Origin of the sequence: Mucilaginibacter sp. 14171R-50, from assembly GCF_010093045.1 — a bacterium.
Taxonomy (GTDB): domain Bacteria; phylum Bacteroidota; class Bacteroidia; order Sphingobacteriales; family Sphingobacteriaceae; genus Mucilaginibacter.
Window position 1 is genome coordinate 1,727,021 of sequence record NZ_CP048115.1, and the last position, 16,277, is coordinate 1,743,297.

Here is a 16,277-nt window from a genome sequence, read left to right on the forward strand (position 1 = left end):
ATCATGACAAATACAACAAAGATAGGTTGGATCGGCCTGGGCCTGATGGGCAACCCCATGTCGCAGCAATTGTTAAAGGCAGGTTATCCGATAACGGTTTATAACCGCCATAAGGATAAAGAAGCCGGATTGACACAGCAGGGCGCCGCCACGGCATCAACCCCAAAGGAGTTGCTGCAGCAAACGGATATAGTTATTATTATGGTGACCGATGATAAGGCCATCCGGGAAATATTTGAGGGCGAAAACGGTTTGTTACAGGCTGATGTAAGCAATAAAGTGATCATTAACATGAGCACCGTATCGCCTGGCATTAACAAAGAAATGGCTGAACGGTGCAGGCAACAGGGTAACCATTTGCTTGATGCGCCGGTATCTGGCAGTGTTAAACAGGCCGAGACCGCCCAACTGGTAATAACGACTGGGGGCGACACCGACGTTTTTGAACAGGTAAAACCTATATTGGAAAAACTTGGCAAAATGGTAACAAATGTGGGCACTGTAGGCTCAGGCAACGCGGCCAAATTAGCTATCAACACCCTGCTGAGCTTTTACACCCAGGGGTTGGCCGAAGCGGTTATCCTGGCAAAAAACAACGGCATTGAACCCGAAACTTTACTGAACCTTTTGAGTAATACTGCCATTGGCAACCCTTATAGCAAACTAAAAGGCGAGGCTATTGTCAACAACAACTTTAAAGCCGCTTTTACGCTTAAAAATATAGTTAAGGACCTGCAGTTATCAAGGGATATCGGTCTCGATACACCGTTGGGACAAACGGCACTAAAGACATTTGAAGATGCCAGCGCCAGGTTTGGCGACGAAGATCTGATAGCCATCTATAAGCATCTGGACAAATAAATTAATCCCGCTTCTTTTTTAAACTGTAAGACGGTTTGTTAGATTTTATTTGTTCGGCGTTATCGTACAGGCTTAATGTTTTTTTATTGATAATAAACGAATAAACTTTCTGGCCGGGTGCATTTAGGTTAAAAATGATCTCGTCATGGCTGTGCTCCGGGTCGGCAATAAGGTCATTTTGTACAAAATAAGTTGTTAAACCGGGCAGTCCAGATACTTTGCCGTTGTCATAAAACCTGGCGTTTACCTTTTTACCTGCGGCATCCGTCCCCTCATAAATTCCAGATAGGATAGCCTGGTTTATCATATAGTTCATCCCGTCGGCTAATCCTCCGCTTGGCATGGTTTGCATGGCTTTTATATATTGCGCGGTAGCCGTTTCTTTGGTTTTAGGATTGTAATGATAGATAATAAGGGTAGTATCGCCATTCTTTACTTTGTAGCTTAACTCGTCACCGCCAAGCTCAATAGTGGTGGTGTTTTTACCTGCCTGAAACCTTAAGGTTACATCCATGCCTTCATGGTTGTTAATAATGGCGGGCACGCTTATACTGTCGCCTTTAAGCTGGGCAGTATCAATATACATAATGGTAATGCCGGTGCCCCGTTCTACAGCTTCCAGCGGCGATTTACTTTTCTTAACTTTTTTTATATAATCCTTTTTAACCCAAACACCATTTATCAGCGGCTTAAACTGATGAAGTAAAGCCTGCGATTGGTCGAGCCTGCCGTTGGCGGTAGTGTCCTGGTCGCTATCTCCGTTTTTACTTTTGCACGATAGAAATATACATAGTATAAGCAGGGGGCAGACTATTCTTTTCATGTAATTATATTGGTAACCCAATATAGGGAAATGTGGTGTTAGTTTTGTCTGTACGAAACAATAAGTTCCGTTTTAAATTATCCGGTAGTGAATTTCTATCGTCGATATACCACATACACAGTGATAAAGGTTTAGCTTATTTGAAAATGAGTTATACTATAAAGTAGCATACAGCAATCATTAATATTCGCTTTACAACAAAATCCGTATTTTTGCATTTCATTAATTTCACCCCTGCAAATGAATGCTGATGCCGTTAAGATGCTGCCAGGCCGTTATTGTAACTCACTGACCGATTATTCGCGTTTTGTAACCCGCGAGGTAGCTATCGGTGATATACCAATGGGCGGTAGCAACCCTATCCGCATCCAGAGCATGACCACCACCGATACCATGGATACCATGGGCACTGTGGAGCAAACCATCCGTATGGTTAATGCCGGCTGCGAGTATGTGCGCATTACCGCGCCCAGCATAAAAGAAGCAAACAATCTTGCCGAAATAAAAAAACAACTGCGCATGCGCGGCTATAACGTCCCGCTGGTTGCCGATATACATTTTACCCCCAATGCTGCCGAAGTGGCCGCCCGGATAGTAGAAAAAGTACGCGTTAACCCCGGTAATTATGCCGATAAAAAGAAATTTGACCAAATAGAATATACCGACCTGGAATACCGGGCCGAGTTGGAACGTATCTTCCAGAAATTTACACCCCTGGTAAAAATATGTAAGGAATACGGCACTGCCATGCGTATCGGAACCAACCATGGGTCGCTGAGCGACCGCATTATGAGCCGTTATGGCGATACCCCGCAGGGCATGGTAGAGAGCGCGATGGAGTTTATCCGCATGTGCGAAACGCTTGGCTATTACAGTTTGGTGGTGAGCATGAAAAGCAGCAACCCACAGGTAATGGTGCAAGCTTACCGTCTATTAGTGCAAACTATGGTAGCCGAAGGTATGAACTACCCTTTGCACCTGGGCGTTACCGAAGCCGGCGACGGCGAGGACGGCCGCATAAAATCTGCCGTAGGGATAGGCACTTTACTGGAAGATGGCCTGGGCGATACCGTTCGGGTGTCGCTCACCGAAGAACCCGAAGCCGAAGCGCCGGTGGCTATTGCGTTAGTGAAACGCTACACTGAGCGAAGTCAAAAGTCGAAAGTCGAAAGTCGAAAGTCGACTCAAGACTTAGAACTTCAGGCTTCAGACTTAAGACATTCCCCATACGAATACAAAAAACGCGACACCTACGAAGCCAACGCCTTTATAGGCGGGCACATGGTGCCCAGGGTGGTGATAGACCTGTCGCGGGCTAATTTGAAAGACCCGGCAGTAATGAACGATGCAGGTTACCTGTATTCGCCTTTACTGGATAAGTATAACATGGCCGAGCAGTCAGTAGATTTTGTTTACTTGGGCGATAGTTTGCCATCATTTACTTTGCCGGGTAATCTTAAGCAACTATATAATTACAATACCTGGCAAAAGCTTACCAATAAAACACTTTGCCACCCGCTATTTACTTTGCATGAATATATAGCTGCGGATGCTAACCGCACATCAGCTTTAAACCTCATCCGCATTAAAAGTGCCGACCTGCATACCGAAGCTTTCGGGTTGATACCACTTGATAAGTCGCTGGTTTTTGTGCTGGAAACAGATGAGCCCCACGGGATGGCTGACCAGCGTGCTTTTTTCTTGAAATTACAGGAAATGGAACTGGATATCCCGGTTATCATAAAGAGGAGTTATGCTTTTGCAGACCATAGACCATGGACCATGGACCATGGTCAAATTGATCTCACATCTGATTTGCAACTTTACGCTGCTCCCGACTTAGGCGCTTTGCTGATCGATGGCTTTGGCGATGGTATCTGGATAGATGCGCCGCAAGTGGCAACAGGCGTTATTACTTCAACCGCGTTTGGCATATTGCAGGCAACCCGTTCGCGTATTTCTAAAACAGAATATATATCATGCCCAAGCTGTGGCCGAACATTGTTTGACCTGATGGTAACCACGCAAATGATCCGCAGCCGTACCAGTCATTTAAAAGGATTGAAGATTGGCATAATGGGCTGTATTGTAAACGGACCGGGCGAAATGGCCGACGCAGATTATGGCTACGTAGGTTCGGGTACCGATAAGGTAACGCTATATCGCGGGCAGCAAGCCGTAAAGAAAAATATTAACTCTGCCAATGCGCTTGATGAGCTTATCGGCATTATTAAAGAGGACGGCAACTGGATAGAGCCTGCAGAGTAGAACACCACGCGCTATTGTGATGTAGTGCGTGCGATTAAGGGGAGAGGGGTCTTGTTCATCACGCAAAATCAATTTGCAATATAACGCTACAGACCACTTGCGTGACGGGCTTCTCTAACTGATCTCCTATTTCTGCCATCATGTCACCGTAAAGTAACCCATACTGACTGTTTGTAAGCTAACTGACACCTATCCGCTATTTTTTCTGCCAAATACATATTGGCACAGGCATTGATAAATAAGCGTGTAAGCATTTAATCATCAAGAAAAAACAAATCATAATATGTCTAAAATAATTGGAATTGACTTAGGAACAACAAACTCCTGCGTAGCAGTAATGGAAGGTAACGAACCTGTAGTTATTGCTAACAGCGAGGGAAAACGTACTACGCCATCCGTTGTAGCTTTTGTTAACGATGGCGAGCGTAAAGTGGGCGACCCTGCAAAGCGCCAGGCCATCACAAACCCTACAAAAACCATCTATTCTATAAAACGCTTTATGGGTAACCAGTTTAACGAGGTTACCAACGAAGTTGGCCGTGTGCCATACAAAGTTGTTAAGGGCGACAATAACACACCGCGTGTTGAAATTGGCGACCGTAAATATACCCCTCAAGAAATTTCGGCAATGATCCTTCAGAAAATGAAGAAAACCGCCGAAGACTTTTTGGGTACCGAAGTTACCGAAGCGGTTATTACCGTTCCGGCTTATTTTAACGATGCACAGCGCCAGGCAACAAAAGAAGCCGGCGAGATCGCGGGTTTAAAAGTTCGCCGTATTATAAACGAGCCTACTGCTGCTGCGCTTGCCTACGGCTTAGACAAAGCACACAAGGATATGAAAATTGTGGTGTTTGACTGCGGTGGCGGTACGCATGACGTATCTGTACTGGAGTTAGGCGACGGCGTGTTCGAAGTAAAATCAACCGATGGTGATACCCACCTTGGTGGTGACGACTTTGACCAGGTAATTATCGACTGGATGGCTGATGAGTTTAAGAGCGACGAAGGTGTTGACCTGCGTAAAGACCCAATGGCTTTACAACGCTTAAAAGAATCGGCCGAAAAAGCGAAGATCGAGTTATCAAGCTCTACACAAACCGAAATTAACCTGCCCTATATTACAGCAGGTGCCGAAGGCCCAAAACACCTGGTTAAAACTTTGAGCCGCGCAAAATTTGAGCAACTGGCCGACAGCCTGATCAAACGTACTATCGAGCCTTGTAAAACTGCATTGAAAAATGCAGGGTACAGCACTTCTGATATCGACGAGATCATACTGGTGGGCGGTTCAACCCGTATACCTGCAATACAGGATGCAGTACAAAAATTCTTCGGTAAAGCGCCTTCAAAAGGTGTTAACCCTGATGAAGTTGTTGCCATTGGTGCAGCTATACAAGGTGGTGTATTAACCGGCGAAGTTAAAGATGTGTTGCTGTTAGATGTTACCCCGCTTTCATTAGGTATCGAAACTATGGGTGGTGTAATGACCAAACTGATCGAGTCGAACACAACTATCCCAACCAAAAAATCAGAAACTTTCTCAACCGCCAGCGATAGCCAGCCATCAGTTGAGATACATATATTACAGGGCGAGCGCCCAATGGCATCGGGTAACCGTACCATAGGCCGTTTCCACCTGGATGGTATACCACCTGCGCCTCGCGGCGTGCCTCAGATCGAGGTAACCTTTGATATCGATGCCAATGGTATATTACATGTATCGGCAAAAGATAAAGCTACCGGCAAAGAGCAGAAGATCCGTATCGAAGCGTCATCAGGCTTAACCGATGCCGAGATCAAAAAGATGAAGGATGAGGCCGAAGCAAACGCTGATGCCGACAGAAAAGCAAAAGAAGAGGTTGAAAAACTGAACTCTGCTGATGCCCTGATCTTCAGCACCGAAAAACAATTGAAAGAGTACGGTGACAAGATACCTGCCGATAAAAAAGGCGCTATCGAAGCCGGCCTTGAGAAATTGAAAACAGCTTACTCGGCTAAAGACCTTGCAGCTATTGAGCCCGCACAGGAAGAACTGAACGCCGCGTGGACCGCTGCATCTGAAGATATGTACAAAGCGTCTGCCGAGGCAGGTCAGCAACCCGGTGCCGACGCAGGTCAGGCCGGTGGCGGCCAACCCGAAGGCGGCGCCGATAACGTAACAGATGTAGATTTTGAAGAGGTAAAATAATTACCCGATATATATAATGAAAAGGCCCCTAAAAATAGGGGCCTTTTTTTGTTTAAATAACCTTCATTGCTTCGTACGTGGCAATAACGAACTGGTTTGGTCACTCGTCCTTGCGAGGAACGATAGCGACGCGGCAATCTTCGACATGCTTGTAGCCGAGGGGATAGCCAGGCTACGCTTGCAATAACGCGAAGGGATAAAAGAAAAGCCAGCACAATTGTGCTGGCTTTTCTCGTACGCAAGTCTTATCTTTTGTTCTTGATCTTTTCCAAATCTACGCGATCAAATTATTCACCTTCTCAACCAGCTCCGTTAAATCAAATGGCTTATTAATGATGGCATCGCAACCGTAGGCATACAGGTCGGCCTCGCGGTTAACGTAAGCCGAAAATATAATTACCGGCACATCGCTGAATTTAGGGTGCGCTTTTATGTTGCGGCATAGCTCGCCGCCGTTAGTGCCCGCCACGCGGTAGTCCAGTATAACCAGGTTGGGGTTAAAATCCTCCAGCAGCGGCATAACATTTTTGCTTTCGCCTGTGCTTTTCACCTCAAAATTTTCGTAGGTGAGTGTTTCATGGACAATGTCGAGGATATCCTGGTTGTCATCCAATACTAAAATGCGCTTTACCATAAATGATAATAAATAAACTAAAAATATCTGAAAATGGTATCTATGCCATAAAAAAATGACGTAATACGGTATCGGATGGGCTGTGTATGTTTAAGATATCATGAACAGGCTATCTCTCAAAGATACCACAAATATATTTGTTAGTATGAAATATTATTGCTTAATACGCATAAAAATGTATCAATGTTGTTATACGGCCTGCCAGGATCAGAATCGGCATACCTTATAAACAACAAACCCGCTGATGCGGGTTTGTTGTTTAATTAATATGGGTAAGGTTTACCGGGGTGGGCGCGTTTCCAGGCGCGCCGGCGTTCCAGCCAGGCCGCATGCTTCCTCTTCTGTTCCCGCCTGCGGGCTTCGTTACCAATAATGTAACCTCCGCCGGCGCCAATGGCGCCGCCGATAACCGCGCCGCCAACGCTTTTACCTATCAGCGCGCCGGCAACAGCGCCACCTGCGCCTCCAATTATTGCACCTTTACCTTGTTTACTTATGCCTTTTTTCTCCTGCGCCTGCACGTTAAAACTTACCGTGGTAGTTAACGAAAGTAGCAGGCCGCCGTATATTAATAACTTTTTCATTGTAGTATTTGCTTTTGTATGTATGCAAAGCAAATAGTACGCCGATTATTTAAAGGCTATTTTTAAGCTTATTTAACAAACTTTTATTTGAGGAAATTAATGATAGCCGATGCGAATTGTATAGTATTGGCTGCATTATTATGGTTTCCGGGTACGCTCACTATTTTTGATCGCGGTATCATTTTTTGCAGGATGCTTACATCGCCGTTCGTATTATCTTCTGTGCCATCAATAAGCAGTACGGGTATTTTAACTTTTGCAAGCTCCTGTTTGCTGGTGCTGGGCTGGTGTTTTTGCTGAAAGGCCAGCGCCAGGGTATCAAAATTGTTTTTACGTATCCATACCATCATGTCATCCACATCATGTATGGTTGTATCACCCATCAGGGCTTGGTAGGCATGTATCCTTCTTGGCCACGCCGGGTTGGTATAATCGGCACCCATGCCGCCCATAACAGCTTTATCTACACGTTTATCAAGCACCATCAACCGCGAAGTGATAATAGAACCGCGCGAGTAACCCACCACGGCATACTTTTTAAAGCCCAGGCTGGTAGCCAGCGCCATTATATCTTTTGCCTCGGCATCATTGGCATAACCGGCATCGGTGTGGGGCTTATCAGACAAACCGTTACCCCTTTGGTCCAGTATAACCACCTTGTAACCATCCTGGAGCAGGGCAGTGTACAGGCTGCCATGCTTCCATCCCTGGCTGGTGCCGGTAAACCCATGCACCAATATCACCGGGTAGCCATCTCCCTTTACCTCGTAGTAAATTTTTGTGCCATCAAACGATGTAAAGAATTTGCCTTCGGGCTGCTGCGCATAAAGGGTTAAGCTGCAGCAAAGGGCGATAATTGATGATAATAATAGCTTTTTCATGTTATACAAATAAGTTAATGATAAGCACCCCGGCCAAACCAATAACAGATACCAGGCTTTCCATTACCGACCACGAGCGGAAGGTATCTTTTATGCTCAGGTTAAAATACTCTTTAAACAGCCAGAACCCCGAATCGTTAACATGCGAGAATGCCAGGCTGCCCGCGCCGATAGACAGCACCATAAGGTTAGGGTTTACATGCTCGGTAACAACCAGGCTGGCAACAATGCCGGCGGCGGTTAACCCTGCTACGGTAGCCGAACCCAGGCTGATGCGGATTATAGCGGCTATTACCCACCCTAAAACCAGCGGCGGCATATTAAAGCTTTTAAGGCTATCGGCTATCTGGTTACTTACACCGCTGGTGGTAAGCACCTCTTTAAACGCGCCCGAGCCGGCTATAATAAGCAGGATAAGGGCGATATCTTTAACAGCATCGGTAAAATTAACGGCAATAGCGCTCATGCTGCGGCCTTGTTTTATGCCAAGCGTATAGGTAGCCACAATAAGGGCTATCAGCATAACGATGGATGGGTCGCCTAAAAAGGCCATAGCATTCAGTATTTTCTGATCCTTAACACCCATGTATGGAAAAAACGCGGTAAGCATCAGGAGCATTACGGGCAGCAGGGCGGTAAAAAAACTGATAAAGCCGCTGGGCAGTTTATCGGCAGGCATTTCTTCGGCGCGGAAGGTAGCCAGCGGCTCGGACGGGATCTTTTTCAGGAACTGGGCGAATACCGGACCCGCAAGGATGATCGCGGGGATAGCAATAAGCAGTCCGTACACAAACGTGGTAGCCATGTTTGCATGAAACAGCACTACCAATGCCGACGGCGAAGGGTGCGGAGGCAAAAAGCCATGGGTAACTGATAACGAGGCTATCATGGGCAGGCCTATGAAAACCGCGGGCAATTTGTATTTGTATACTACCGAAAATATAAGCGGCACCATCAGCACAAAGCCAATGCCGTAAAACAACGGAATGCCGATAATAAAACCCGCCACCACCAGGGCCCATTGTATATATTTTTGCCCCACGGCGTTAACCAAAACCTCGGCTATTTTTTGGGCGGCGCCGCTTGCAGCAACCAGTTTACCCAGCATAGCGCCCAGGCAAATAATAATAAGCAGGCCGCCCAGTATATCGCCCATGCCCTTTTGCACTGATGCGGTAACCTTATTAATGGGGATGCCTAACATTAAACCGGCAACTATGGATACCAGCAAAAAGGCGAGGAACGGGTTTAGCCTGGCCCAGCTAACTAAAAGGATGAGCAGTACTATACAAAACAGTATAACCAGCATGGTTTATATATTCAGAGGTTTATAATTGAATTGCCTACCGCAGAAACCGGCGCAACTAATGTAACAACATTATATTAAAAGGGCGTATAGTACTTAAAAATAGGTAAATACTTTGAATGCTGCCCTTTATTAAGCGCTTTAAAAAATGCCCGTTGCCTGGTGTAGATAAGCCTCGCCGTTACTGATGGGAGCCTTATTGATTTTTGCATAAAAAACGCTAAGTTTATGAATGTACCAGCTACAGCTATAACCAGTATGAAAAATCTTTTACTTGTACTATTTGTGTTTTATCAGTCGGCAGTTGTTGCACAAAGCACTGCCAGCGTAACTATAGCAAATAACAACGGGCAAACCATCAGCCGGCATATTTACGGCCAGTTTGCCGAACATTTAGGCCGGGGTATTTATGGTGGTTTTTGGGTAGACAAAAGCTTGCCGGTTAAAAAGCAAGACCGTATCCGTCTGGATGTGGTTAACGCATTAAAAAAGATAAATATCCCGAACCTAAGGTGGCCGGGTGGTTGTTTTGCTGACGAGTACCATTGGCGCGACGGTATTGGCCCGCGCGAGCAACGGCCTAAAATGGTTAATACCAACTGGGGCGGCGTCACCGAAGACAACAGCTTTGGGACACATGAGTTTTTAGCCTTGTGCAAGCTGCTGAATTGCGAACCGTACATAGCCGGTAATGTTGGCAGCGGCACAGTAGAAGAAATGTCGAAATGGATAGAGTACCTTAACTCTGACAGCAAAAGTACCGTGGCGCAGCTACGCGCCCGCAACGGCCACCCCGAGCCTTACAAAGTAAGCTTTTGGGGCGTAGGGAACGAAAGCTGGGGGTGTGGCGGATCGATGACCCCTGAATTTTATACGGATCAGTTTAAAAGGTACGCGGCATACGCTAAGGATTATCCTGGTTCGCCATTGAAAAAGATAGCCAGCGGCGCCAATGCCGACGATTATAACTGGACGGAAGTATGCATGAAAAAGATCCCATTGGGTACGATGTGGGGCTTATCGTTGCATTACTATACCATACCCACCGGTAACTGGAACAAAAAAGGCTCGGCCACTAAATTTACTGAAGCCGAATATTTTAATACCATGCTAAACTGCCTTAAAATGGAGGAACTGGTAAACAAGCATTCGGCAATTATGGATAGGTATGACCCGGAAAAACGGGTGGCCCTGGTAGTTGACGAGTGGGGTGTGTGGACGGATCCGGAACCTAATACCAATCCGGGCTTTTTGTATCAGCAAAACAGCCTGCGCGACGCGCTCATAGCTGCTACCACGCTAAATATATTTAACAACCATTGCGACCGCATCAAAATGGCCGAACTGGCCCAAACGGTAAATGTATTGCAAGCCCTGATACTTACTGATAAAGCCAAAATGCTGCTTACCCCAACTTATCATGTATTTGATATGTATAAAGTGCACCAGGATGGCAAATACTTACCCATTAAGCTGCAATCGCCCGATTATACGGTTGGGGGCAAAACCATCCCGGCGGTTAACGTATCTGCATCGCAGGACGCGAGCGGCCGGACGCATATTTCGCTGGTTAATTTAGATATGAACAAAACGGTAACAGTAACCGCAAAGCTAACGGATATGAAGTGGGTAACCGTTAGCGGTCAAATTTTAACTTCGGAAAATATCACGGATATAAACACGTTTCAGCAGCCCTCAAAATTATTGATACGTAATTTCGCAGGGGCAAAAAAAGATGGAGATAATTTGTCGATAACGCTTCCGGCAAAGTCGGTAGTAATGCTGGAGCTTAAGTAGTTTTTTTTACCGGTTTATTTGTACGCTGCTCAGCCTTTTTAACCTCGTCCTTTTCACTCATCGGGAAATCGGTTTTCAATTCCTTATCCCCGGTAGAGGGTGCGGTTTCCTTTTTTGACGGTGTTGTTTTTTTGGGTGAAGTTTCCATGATTCATGCTTCCTCCTTTATAAAACTTATGGCTCTGTAAAAAGTTTATAAAACTTCAAATTAACCCGCAAAAAAGTTTAAAAATTTCAAGAATTTTCTGAAAAAAGCGATCATTTTTTGAGTTGCCGCAACTCGATCTTCAAATCTTTTAGCTGCTGCTGGGCCTGCCGGTTTTCCAGGTAAAAATAAATGGCGCAGGCCAAAAAGATCTTGCCAAGTATAAATACCCCTATAAAAATGGTCTTCCATACCTTATGAACCTTCATGTGGTTCGATTCGGCTTCCACCTCAATGTACTGCGGGCCGCCGCTATCGCGCCTGCCGAAATTTTTATACTTATCTTCCTGTAAATCAATAAGCTGAGCGGGCTGGCTGCTCTGGCGCATCAGCTCATCAATATGGTCTGCTATCTTGTCCCAGGTGCAGTGAGGTGGTGTAACTGCCATGTGCCTGGCAATACGTTCCATATCAGTTTCCAGGTCGTGCAGGGCAGCGCTCACCTCAGGGTATTCGGCTTTCATATGTAACAGTTCGTCTACCTCTTCGGGTGAAGCCGAGCCCATTACATATGCTTCTAATATGCCGCTATTTATATACTCTTGTATCATAGCGGTTTATTTCTGATTAGGGTGATCGAATCCTTAAATAATTGTCGTACAGTTGCTACAGGCATATTTAATTCAGTAGCGAGGGCAGATATGGATTTACCTTGATAGTATACGCCGCAAAAAACATGCTGCTGCTCTGTGCTCATCATATTAACCAATTTGTTGCCGGTGAGGGTTGTAGCAACACCGGGCTTACCGTTACTTTTAAAACCGTCGGTTCCATGAATATATGCAAGCTTTTTGCGGGTAAATAACTGTAACCGGCAAAAAGGATTTGCACCGGGAGCCGTAATGTGTTCTATATCTGACGGCTGTAAATCGTTAAAAACTTCAATCAGGTACCGTTCGGCCGCCGCCGGGTCATTTATAGCCTCCTGTAAAAAGCCTAATAGCATGGCTGCATAGTTAGTATATAAACTATGTTTAAGTTGCTTTATTACAGGTAATGAAGTTTCAGATTGGGGTACCTGCTGTTTCAAGTTTAATCAATGTTTTGTTAGGGCTTATAATACGCTTTAAATCTAATTAAAAAACACTTGGTTAAAAAAATTTCTTTAACAGATTTATTTTATACTCCTTTAAAGAATATTTGTGCTGCGGTTAAATGTTAATTTAAGTTAAATCAGTCATCGGGTGGGTCATAAATTGTAAGGTTTGCATAGTAGTTAACGCGGATGACTTTAGCTTGCCCGGCTACCTGAATACCTGCTTCAGAAAATACCAGGCATTGCCTCCTGATAAAAGGCAGCCACCCAAGTTAACTGAGTAACTATTTCACCAAGGCAATACCGGTGCTGTATGCAAACGCATCTTGAAAAGCTCCCGCAAACTGGCCGGCCGTGTCCGGAAGTTTATTGGCGTGCCTACGCAGGTAAAAGCCCGCAACGCCGGTTATTAGCGCGGCTGCCCCGCCAATCAGCATTCCTTTGAACATGCTTTGCTTGTTTTTCTTAAAGATAGCCGCTCCTGCAAAAGCGCCCGAAGCAATGTGAAGACCTAATTGTCGTATATCTTTAGTCCTTTTGCCTGATCGGTTTCTTTCTCTCTCTACCGCAGAGAATAGCGATGTGGCTAAACTGGTTATGGGCGATTGCGCAAAGCGCACAATTTTTAACGGACTGGAATAATACCCGTTACTATAATAATTGGCTATTGCAGGTGCTGCGCTTGCCCGCACACCGGCCACCGCCCCTAACCCTAATGTTTGCCAAACCGGTTTCCTGTAATTGCCCATGTCTGTTCCTGTTGATGTTTTGAAGGAACAGCGAAAAGCTCAGATGGTTTGGTTTAACAAGTAGTGGGCGTTTAAACCAATTGCCACGGTAAACAAAAAAGCGGTGTTTTCACATCGCTTTTTTGTTTTACATTGCTTTCTTGATACTATCCTGCTTCGCTTTGTCTTTTTTCTTGAAGAAGCCTTTAAGCAGGAAGCTATGCTGTACAGCTTCAAGGTCGTCGTTAAGTTTAACCGAGCTTTGGTGCAAATAATCTAAAGTACTTTGCACTTTTACCGCCGCTTTAGGGTCGTTCAATAAAACACCGATAGCATTATCGGTAGTGTTTAGCTTGTTACTGGCTTTATTAAGGTTATCAGTTAAGATGGTTGCATTATCCGCCGCCTCTTTTAAGCGTGTAACTGATGCGCGTATGCGGTTAAAGGTGACTGTATCGGTAAGCACATTATCAGCAAAACCACCCTTAGTGTTCATTTTATTGCTAAAGTTGTTTAACTGCGCCGACATTTTGGCCGCGTTTTGTGTGGCTGCCTGCAGGTTGCGCATGGTTTGCCTCAACTGCATACCCATGCTGCTATCGGCCAATAAAGTGCCTACAGTACCTTTTCCGGCCAGTATCTGTTTACTCAGCTGCTTAAAATCGGTAGTAATGGCCAGCAGGTTTTGGTTATTTTGCTGCAAGGTTTTCATTACATCGTCGGTTGATAACAATTTCTCCGATTGCAATACGTCGCCATCCTGTACAGCAGGTGCCTGTGGCGAACCGCCATCTATTACGATTATTTTGTTACCTATTAAGCCATCGCTGCTTATGCGCACGCCCGCATTGCGGTGGATATATTGCTGTGTGCTGGCGTCAATGCTCATGACCACATCAACCTGGCCCGGACCTGTAAAGTTTATGTTTTTAATGGTGCCCACTTTAACGCCCGAGAACCAAACGTTGTTGCCCTTTTTCAAGCCCGATACATCGTTAAATATCGAGCTGATATGTATGCTTTTTACAAATGTTTTTTGCTGCCCGCCAAGGGTAAGCACGCCAATTACAAACACGGCCACGCCAAGCAGGACGAAAACGCCTACTATTATTGATCTTTTATTTTCTGCTGTATCCATATATGGGGTACTAATATCTATTGTACAAAATTATAATCATAAAATGGTTTTACCCGCTCGTCTTTAGTGGCAAACACCTCGTCAAAAGTTCCAACCCGCTGAAACTTTCCGTCTAAAAGCATCGCGATACGGTCGCCGGTCATTTTAGCGCAGGTAAGGTCATGCGTAATAATGATGGAGGAAGTATGATACCGTTGCTGCACCTCATTGATCAGGTCGTTTATCTCGATACAGGTAATTGGGTCCAGCCCGGCTGTGGGTTCGTCATAAAGCATTATTTCGGGGTTCAGGATCAGCGTACGGGCAATACCAATGCGTTTGCGCTGCCCGCCCGATAATTCTGCCGGCATCTGGTTGATAGTTTGCGAAAGCCCCACGGCATCAAGCACTGTTTCAACAGCGGTGTTTATTTCTTTACGGGTGATGCCTTTACGATTGCGCACCAGCGGGAACTCGAGGTTTTTGCGCACGGTCATGCTGTCATATAGCGCACTGTTTTGAAAAGAGAATCCTATGCGTATGCGCAGCTCTTCCAGCGCGTGTTGCGATATGGTGGTAACCTCGTTACCCAAAACCTCAATTGTGCCCGCGTCGGGGGTTAACAAACCCGATATGAGTTTAATTAATACCGATTTACCCGTGCCCGAACGCCCCAGCACCACCAGGTTCTCGCCCTGGTAAAGGTCAAGGTCGATGCCGCGCAGCACATCATAATCCGCAAAAGATTTTTCAACCCCCCTGATCTTGATGACCGTGTTATTCTTATCGATATGTGCCTTTTCCTTCTTCATTATATTAGCGGAACCAACCGGCTATCTGTACAATTAAAACTTCTTCTATAAACACCAAAAACATGGCGGTAACAACCGCGCCGTTAGCTGCCTTACCAACACCTTCGGTGCCTTTTGTAGAGTTATAACCCTGATAGCAGCCTACTATGCCGATGGTAAAACCAAAAATAATGGCCTTACTAAGCGACGCCCAGAAATCGATAAAGGTTAAAGGCTCGAAAGCCTGCTGCATAAAAACGCTGTAACTGGTGCCCTCGTTTTGGCTTACGTTCAAATACCCGCCTATTAAGGCAATAAAAGCGGTATATGTAGCTAACAGGGGTATAGTAATGGTAGTGGCTATAACACGCGTGCATACCAAAAACTTAAACGGCTTGGTGCCCGATACTTCCATGGCATCTATCTGCTCGGTAACCCGCATAGATCCCAACTCGGCACCAATGCTTGAACCCACCTTGCCGGCCGCAATAAGCGCGGTAACCAACGGTGCAAGCGCTTTCATGATGGCGATAGACACCAGCGAAGGCAGCCAGGATGTCGCTCCAAAGTCGGTGAGCGACGGGCGGCTTTGTTTGGTAAATATAACTCCGACAATAAAACCGGTTAACGTTATCAATGTGAATGACCGTACCCCCGTTTCGTAACATTGGCGCACCACCTCTTTAAATTCGTAAGGGGGCACAAGCACTTCTTTAAAAAAACGCATCACAAAAGCATACACCCTGTGCAGCATTAAAAAAAAAGCAGCCAGTTTGTTCTGCGTTTTTTTGATACGCGATTGGGCGGGCCTGGTTGAATTATCTACGCTATCCATTAATTTGGCAAAGGTATAACTAAAGTAAGATATAGATAAACCTACAGCCCAAATTGTTTTAAAAGATGTTCACCGAAATGTAATAAATTGCCAAAGCCCTTACGAAAACTTTTTAAACGTTTTTCAAAAGCCTTGTAAGGTTTGTAAGGTTTGGCATAAAAGTATCATGTCAAAAGTCCGCATATCTGCGTATGTACTTTAGAAACAGGCGTTTTACATC

At 45.4% G+C, this 16,277-nt stretch carries 17 protein-coding genes; 5 read left to right on the top strand and 12 right to left on the bottom strand.

Going from position 1 to position 16,277, the window contains the following annotated elements; translation table 11 throughout:
* Positions 1-3 precede the first annotated feature (3 nt).
* Positions 4-861 carry an NAD(P)-dependent oxidoreductase gene (locus GWR56_RS08030; protein WP_162430604.1) on the top strand — a complete coding sequence of 286 codons (858 nt, stop codon included), beginning with the start codon at positions 4-6 and terminating at the stop codon, positions 859-861.
* 1 nt (position 862) lies between these two features.
* On the opposite strand, the gene GWR56_RS08035 is transcribed toward GWR56_RS08030, so the two are convergent.
* Positions 863-1,684 (bottom strand): hypothetical protein, encoded by an 822-nt coding sequence (locus GWR56_RS08035; RefSeq protein ID WP_162430605.1) that lies wholly within the window; start codon positions 1,682-1,684, stop codon positions 863-865.
* 240 nt (positions 1,685-1,924) lie between these two features.
* On the opposite strand from GWR56_RS08035, the gene ispG reads away from it, so the two are divergent.
* The 3 genes from ispG (at position 1,925) to GWR56_RS08050 (ending at position 6,330) form a co-directional block, all read left to right on the top strand.
* Complete coding sequence (gene ispG / locus GWR56_RS08040) at positions 1,925-3,952, top strand: (E)-4-hydroxy-3-methylbut-2-enyl-diphosphate synthase (protein WP_162430606.1); 2,028 nt, start codon at positions 1,925-1,927, stop codon at positions 3,950-3,952.
* A 283-nt stretch (positions 3,953-4,235) separates the two neighbouring features.
* On the top strand, positions 4,236-6,143 hold the full coding sequence (dnaK, locus tag GWR56_RS08045; protein ID WP_162430607.1) for a molecular chaperone DnaK: 1,908 nt from the start codon (positions 4,236-4,238) through the stop codon (positions 6,141-6,143).
* 16 nt (positions 6,144-6,159) lie between these two features.
* On the top strand, positions 6,160-6,330 hold the full coding sequence (locus tag GWR56_RS08050; protein ID WP_162430608.1) for a hypothetical protein: 171 nt from the start codon (positions 6,160-6,162) through the stop codon (positions 6,328-6,330).
* 87 nt (positions 6,331-6,417) lie between these two features.
* Here the strand turns inward: GWR56_RS08050 and GWR56_RS08055 are convergent, their stop codons facing one another.
* The 4 genes from GWR56_RS08055 to GWR56_RS08070 form a co-directional block, all read right to left on the bottom strand.
* Positions 6,418-6,777 carry a response regulator gene (locus GWR56_RS08055; RefSeq protein WP_162430609.1) on the bottom strand — a complete coding sequence of 120 codons (360 nt, stop codon included), beginning with the start codon at positions 6,775-6,777 and terminating at the stop codon, positions 6,418-6,420.
* Between the two features lie 263 nt (positions 6,778-7,040).
* The gene (locus tag GWR56_RS08060) at positions 7,041-7,361 is read right to left on the bottom strand and encodes a hypothetical protein (protein WP_162430610.1); all 321 of its coding nucleotides are present in this window, start codon (positions 7,359-7,361) and stop codon (positions 7,041-7,043) included.
* An 83-nt stretch (positions 7,362-7,444) separates the two neighbouring features.
* Positions 7,445-8,242 (bottom strand): alpha/beta fold hydrolase, encoded by a 798-nt coding sequence (locus tag GWR56_RS08065; protein ID WP_162430611.1) that lies wholly within the window; start codon positions 8,240-8,242, stop codon positions 7,445-7,447.
* A 1-nt stretch (position 8,243) separates the two neighbouring features.
* Entirely contained in the window at positions 8,244-9,551 is a 1,308-nt protein-coding gene (locus GWR56_RS08070; RefSeq protein WP_162430612.1) for a gluconate:H+ symporter, read from the bottom strand.
* A 255-nt stretch (positions 9,552-9,806) separates the two neighbouring features.
* Between GWR56_RS08070 and GWR56_RS08075 the strand changes: the two genes are divergently transcribed.
* Positions 9,807-11,345: an alpha-N-arabinofuranosidase gene (locus tag GWR56_RS08075; RefSeq protein WP_162430613.1), complete on the top strand. Its 1,539-nt coding sequence runs from the start codon at positions 9,807-9,809 to the stop codon at positions 11,343-11,345.
* On the opposite strand, the gene GWR56_RS08080 is transcribed toward GWR56_RS08075, so the two are convergent.
* From GWR56_RS08080 to GWR56_RS08110, 7 genes are all read right to left on the bottom strand, one after another.
* The gene (locus tag GWR56_RS08080; RefSeq protein ID WP_162430614.1) at positions 11,338-11,493 is read right to left on the bottom strand and encodes a hypothetical protein; all 156 of its coding nucleotides are present in this window, start codon (positions 11,491-11,493) and stop codon (positions 11,338-11,340) included. The two genes, GWR56_RS08075 and GWR56_RS08080, sit on opposite strands and share 8 nt — an antisense overlap.
* A 110-nt stretch (positions 11,494-11,603) precedes the next feature.
* Positions 11,604-12,101, bottom strand: a complete 498-nt coding sequence (locus tag GWR56_RS08085) for a hypothetical protein (RefSeq protein WP_162430615.1) — start codon at positions 12,099-12,101, stop codon at positions 11,604-11,606.
* A complete protein-coding gene (locus GWR56_RS08090) occupies positions 12,098-12,580 on the bottom strand; it encodes a sigma-70 family RNA polymerase sigma factor (RefSeq protein WP_162430616.1) in 483 nt (160 codons plus the stop codon). The genes GWR56_RS08085 and GWR56_RS08090 overlap by 4 nt, the downstream gene beginning before the upstream one ends.
* Before the next feature lie 290 nt (positions 12,581-12,870).
* On the bottom strand, positions 12,871-13,335 hold the full coding sequence (locus tag GWR56_RS08095) for a hypothetical protein (protein WP_162430617.1): 465 nt from the start codon (positions 13,333-13,335) through the stop codon (positions 12,871-12,873).
* A 127-nt stretch (positions 13,336-13,462) separates the two neighbouring features.
* Complete coding sequence (locus GWR56_RS08100; RefSeq protein ID WP_162430618.1) at positions 13,463-14,452, bottom strand: MlaD family protein; 990 nt, start codon at positions 14,450-14,452, stop codon at positions 13,463-13,465.
* A 17-nt stretch (positions 14,453-14,469) separates the two neighbouring features.
* A complete protein-coding gene (locus tag GWR56_RS08105) occupies positions 14,470-15,243 on the bottom strand; it encodes an ABC transporter ATP-binding protein (RefSeq protein ID WP_162430619.1) in 774 nt (257 codons plus the stop codon).
* A gap of 4 nt (positions 15,244-15,247) precedes the next feature.
* Positions 15,248-16,057 (bottom strand): ABC transporter permease, encoded by an 810-nt coding sequence (locus GWR56_RS08110; protein WP_162430620.1) that lies wholly within the window; start codon positions 16,055-16,057, stop codon positions 15,248-15,250.
* Between the last annotated feature and the right edge of the window lie 220 nt (positions 16,058-16,277).